Raw genomic sequence first — 4,830 nt, 5'->3', positions numbered from 1 at the left:
CGCCTTGGCCCGGCAGCAACGCGCTCGCTGCCAGCAGCCCCGGCTCGTCCAGCCCGGCCGCGTCGATCGGCCGCCCGCCCAGCGCGTCGTGATGATCGTGGAGGAAGGCCAGCGCCGCCACGCGATCGTCATGCGCCCGGAACGCGAGCAGCGTCAGCCTGGCTTGCCGCGACACGGCCTCCGGCGTGGCCTTGACCGACCGCGAGCGCGACGAGAACGGGCGCCGCGCCGGACGATCGGACTCAGCATGCGCGGGCACCACCGTGACGCAGGTCAAGACGGCATCACTGCGCGAGACGGGTGAAATGAACGGTTCATGCAAGGGCGCTCCTCGGCGGTAAGCGGGAGCGCGAGCGTCCCCCAGTCATCGGCGCCTACGAACGACCTGCCGGTGATGTGGGTTATATAGGTTATCTCCGCCCGCGTTCCATCACGGATCGGTCATGGCCGCCCAACGCGCCCGCCGCCCAACGCGTGATCCACCAGCCGACCGCCAGCATCGGCACCGCCCAGGCGATGGGTGCCAAGCCCGCCCACAGCGTCCGCCGCGTCGCCGGCGCGAAATACAGCACCGTCTCGCCCCGTTCGAGCAGCGAGGACGTGGTGATGCCGTCGCCAGGATCCCGTCGCGCCATCGCCAGCCCTCCGCAGGCAGCTAGAGGAGGCGCGGCGCGACCTCCGGCCACAGGACGACGGGGTCGCTTGCCACGGGTGGAGGTTGACGTTGATTTGCGTCCTGCGCGGGACGATAGGACGTCCGGACTTCGAAGACGAGGTATGGTGAGGATGGACGCTGAGCGGCTGGGGTTCGATCCCGAACGGCTGCGTCGGGTGGATGCGTTCGTGAAGGAACGCTACCTCGATTCCGGCAAGTTCCCGCACGCGCAATTGCTGATCGCGCGTGACGGCGAGATCGCGCATTTCTCGCATCAGGGGCCGTTGCGCGAGAACGGCGCCGCGCCCGTCGACGAGCGATCGCTGTTCCGCATCGCGTCGATGACCAAGCCGATCACCTCGGCGGCGTTCATGCAGCTGGTGGAAGCCGGCGCGGTCGCGGTCGACACGCCCGTGCACCACGTCCTGCCCGAGCTGAGGGGCGTCGGCGTCTACCAGGCCGGTGGCGCGGGCGTGCCGTTCGTGACCAGGGCCACGACCGAGCCGATGCGCATGCTCGACCTGTTGCGCCACACGTCGGGCTTCACCTACGGGTTTCAGCAACGCTCCAACATCGACGCCGCCTATCGCGAGGCGAAGCTGGGCGAAAGGGACGGCGGCCACGATCTCCAGGCCTTTGTCGCCGCCCTGGCCCGGTTGCCGCTGGAGTTCCCGCCGGGCGAGGCGTGGAATTATTCGGTGTCCACCGACGTGATCGGCGCCGTGATCGAGCGCGTGTCGGGCAAGCCGCTCGACCGGTACCTCGCCGAGCACCTGTTCACGCCGCTCGGCATGCACGACACCTTCTTCCAGGTGCCCGCCGACCAGGTCGACCGCCTCGCGGACTGTCATGTCTGGGACTCGCACCAGCGCGAGCGGGTGATGTTCGATCCCGGGGCGGACTCGGCCTGGGCAAGGCCGCCCGCCCTGTTGTCGGGCGGCGGCGGGCTTGTCTCGACCGCGCTCGATTATCACCGCTTCTGCCAGATGTGCGCGAACGGCGGCACGCTCGACGGCGTGCGCGTGCTCGGGCGCAAGACGCTCGACCTGATGCGGATGAACCACCTGCCGAACCGCGCCGACCTGTCGTCGATGTCCCGGTCGCTGTTCAGCGAGACGCAGAACGCGGGCACCGGCTTCGGTCTCGGCTTCGCGGTGGTGCAGGACGTGGCGCGAACGATGATGCCGGGGTCGGTCGGCGAATATTATTGGGGCGGGATGTTCTCCACCGCCTTCTTCATCGATCCCGTCGAGCGGTTGCACGCCGTGTTCATGACGCAGCTCAGCCCGTCGTCGCTGTATCCGATCCGGCGCGAGCTGAAGACGATGATCTACGCGGCGCTGATCTGACAGGAGCAACCAATGGACGCCTCCCCCATCCGCATCGAACGCCATGGCGCCGTGCTCGTCATCGTCGCCGACAATCCACCCGTCAACGCGCTGGGCGCCGCCGTGCGCGCGGGGCTGGAGGCCGGGATCAAGCAGGGCGAGGTCGACGAGAGCATCGCCGCCATGGTGATCCGTTGCGACGGCCGCACCTTCTTCGCGGGCGCGGACATCACCGAGTTCGGTCAGCCGATGCGGGAGCCGGCGCTGCCGATCCTGGTCGACGTGATCGAGGCCGCGTCCAAGCCGGTCGTCGCCGCGATCCACGGCACCGCGCTGGGCGGCGGCTGCGAGGTGGCGCTCGCCTGTCATTACCGGATCGCGGTGCCGTCGGCGACCATCGGCCTGCCCGAGGTCAAGCTGGGCCTGCTGCCCGGCGCGGGCGGCACGCAGCGGCTGCCGCGCATCGCCGGGGTCGCGCTGGCGGTGCGGATGACCGCCATCGGTGATCCGATCTCGGCCCGGACCGCGGTGGAGGCGGGACTGGTCGACCGGCTCGTGGGCGAGGATACGCTGGCGGACGACGCGATCGCCTTCGCCAAGGAGATCGCGGGCAAGCGCCCCCTGCCCCGCGCGTCCGAGCGGACGATCGAGCCCGATCCCGCCGCGATCGAGGCGTTCCGCGACGCGCACGGGCGCAAGCTGCGCGGCCTGGACGCGCCGGCCGCCAACATCGCCTGCATCGAGCAGGCGTCGTCGGGCGCCTCGTTCCGTGACGGCATCGCGTACGAGCGCGAGCAGTTCGCCAGGCTGATGAGCGGCACCCAGTCCGCCGCGCAGCGCTATCTCTTCTTCGCCGAGCGCCAGGCCGCCAAGGTGGACGACCTGCCCGCCGACATCCGGCTCCGCCCGATCGGGAAGGTCGGCGTGATCGGCGCCGGCACGATGGGCGGCGGCATCTCGATGAACTTCCTCAAGGCCGGCATCCCGGTCACGATCGTCGAGACCGGCCAGGAGGCGCTCGATCGCGGCACGGCCGTGATCCGCCGCCATTACGACGCCTCCGCCAAGCGCGGCCGCGTCACGGCGGACCAGGTCGACGCGATGATGGCGCGGCTCACCCCCACGCTCGATCTCCGGGCGCTCGCCGAGTGCGACCTCGTCATCGAGGCGGTCTACGAGGATATGGCCGTCAAGCAGGAGCTGTTCGGCCAGCTCGACGCGATCTGCAAGCCGGGCGCGATCCTCGCCTCGAACACCTCCTACCTGAACATCGACGAGATGGCCGCCGTTACCGGCCGGCCCGGCGACGTGATCGGTACCCACTTCTTCTCGCCGGCCAACGTCATGAAGCTGCTGGAGGTGGTGCGTGGCGCCCGGACGGCGCCGGACGTGCTCGCGACGGTGATGGCGCTCGCCAAAGCGATCGGCAAGGTCGCGGTGGTCTCGGGCGTCGGCCCAGGCTTCATCGGCAACCGCATGCTGTCGCAGCGAGCCAACCCCGCGAACCGCATGCTGATGGAGGGGATCGCACCCGAACGGATCGACCGGGTGCTGACCGACTTCGGCATGCCGATGGGCGTGTTCCAGATGAGCGACCTCGCCGGCGTCGACATCGGCTGGCACCGCGACCCGACCCGGATCGAGAGCATCCGCGACGCGCTCGCCGCCCAGGGCCGCTGGGGGCAGAAGACCGGCAAGGGCTTCTACGACTATGACGAGAACCGCACGCCGACGCCATCGCCGGAAGTGAAGGCGATCATCGACCGGCTCCGCGCGCAGGGCGGCCACGCCGACACGACCTATACCGACGACGAGATCCTGGGCGCGCTGCTCTACCCCATGGTGAACGAGGGCGCGAACATCCTGGACGACGGCATCGCCCAGCGCGCGAGCGACATCGATGTGGTCTGGATCCATGGCTATGGCTGGCCCGCCTATCGCGGCGGCCCGATGTTCTGGGCGAACACGGTCGGGCTCGCCAAGGTGGTGGCGGGGCTGGACGCGCGGGGCGTCGCGGTAGCACCGCTGCTGCGGAAAAAGGCGCAAGGCGGCGAGACGTTCTGATGCCCTCCGTTCGTGTCGAGCGAAGTCGAGACACCTCGCCGTTGGGCAAGCCCCTAGACGACGCTCGGGGCGAACGGTCTCGGACGCCTACTGAGCTCACCGTCCTCGCCACCGCCGCCGCGGTCCGCTCGGGGGCGACGACGGCCGCGCGAGGTTGCGCCGACGCGATCGGCCGGATCGAGGCCCGCGACGGCCCGCTCAACGCCGTCGTCATCCGCGACTTCGAACGCGCCCGCGCCACCGCCGCCGACCTCGACCGCCGCGTCGCGGCCGGCTTCGACGCCCCGCTGCTCGGCGTCGCGATGACGGTCAAGGAGGCGTTCGACGTCGCCGGCCTGCCCACCAGCTGGGGCTTCCCGCACGCTCGCGATGCCATCGCCACCGCCGACGCGCCCGCCGTCCGCCGGCTCAAGGATGCGGGCGCCATCATCCTGGGCAAGACCAATGTCGCGCCCGGCTTGGCCGATTGGCAGTCCGATAATCTGGTCCATGGCCGCACCAGCAACCCGCACGACCACGCCCGCACCGCCGGCGGCTCGTCCGGCGGATCGGCGGCGGCGCTCGCCGGCGGGATGGTGCCGCTGGAACTCGGCTCCGACATCGGCGGCTCGATCCGCATCCCCGCGCATTTCTGCGGGGTCTGGGGCCATAAGCCGACCTATGGCGCGATCGGCGCCGACGGGCATCGCTTCCCGGGCACCGACGGCGCCGACCCCGCGCTGGGCGTGATCGGCCCGATGGCGCGTGACCCGGATGACCTCGCCGCCGCGCTCGACGTGCTCG

At 70.5% G+C, this 4,830-nt stretch carries 5 protein-coding genes; 3 read left to right on the top strand and 2 right to left on the bottom strand.

Features of this window, described 5'->3' with window-relative positions; translation table 11 throughout:
• Together HUU95_RS08565 and HUU95_RS08560 are read right to left on the bottom strand one after the other, a co-directional pair.
• On the bottom strand, positions 1 to 277 hold a 277-nt coding region (locus HUU95_RS08565; protein WP_438827202.1), incomplete at its 3' end, for a hypothetical protein.
• A 133-nt stretch (positions 278 to 410) separates the two neighbouring features.
• Positions 411 to 635 (bottom strand): hypothetical protein, encoded by a 225-nt coding sequence (locus HUU95_RS08560; RefSeq protein WP_174279735.1) that lies wholly within the window; start codon positions 633 to 635, stop codon positions 411 to 413.
• Between the two features lie 142 nt (positions 636 to 777).
• On the opposite strand from HUU95_RS08560, the gene HUU95_RS08555 reads away from it, so the two are divergent.
• From HUU95_RS08555 to HUU95_RS08545, 3 genes are all read left to right on the top strand, one after another.
• The gene (locus HUU95_RS08555) at positions 778 to 2,004 is read left to right on the top strand and encodes a serine hydrolase domain-containing protein (protein ID WP_174279734.1); all 1,227 of its coding nucleotides are present in this window, start codon (positions 778 to 780) and stop codon (positions 2,002 to 2,004) included.
• A 12-nt stretch (positions 2,005 to 2,016) separates the two neighbouring features.
• Positions 2,017 to 4,047 carry a 3-hydroxyacyl-CoA dehydrogenase NAD-binding domain-containing protein gene (locus HUU95_RS08550; RefSeq protein WP_174279733.1) on the top strand — a complete coding sequence of 677 codons (2,031 nt, stop codon included), beginning with the start codon at positions 2,017 to 2,019 and terminating at the stop codon, positions 4,045 to 4,047.
• A 41-nt stretch (positions 4,048 to 4,088) separates the two neighbouring features.
• The coding region (locus tag HUU95_RS08545) for an amidase family protein (RefSeq protein WP_254602698.1) at positions 4,089 to 4,830 on the top strand (742 nt) is incomplete at its 3' end.

The organism is Sphingomonas bacterium (assembly GCF_903643065.1).
In the GTDB taxonomy this organism is placed as follows: Bacteria; Pseudomonadota; Alphaproteobacteria; order Sphingomonadales; family Sphingomonadaceae; genus Sphingomonas.
This window is presented reverse-complemented; position numbering and strand designations above follow the sequence as displayed.

What these genes read in the sequence shown, in the direction of transcription:
- HUU95_RS08560 (WP_174279735.1), bottom strand. Translation starts at nt 635, where the DNA reads ATGGCGCGACGGGATCCTGGCGACGGCATCACCACGTCCTCGCTGCTC.
- HUU95_RS08550 (WP_174279733.1), top strand. Translation starts at nt 2,017, where the DNA reads ATGGACGCCTCCCCCATCCGCATCGAACGCCATGGCGCCGTGCTCGTC.
- HUU95_RS08555 (WP_174279734.1), top strand. Translation starts at nt 778, where the DNA reads ATGGTGAGGATGGACGCTGAGCGGCTGGGGTTCGATCCCGAACGGCTG.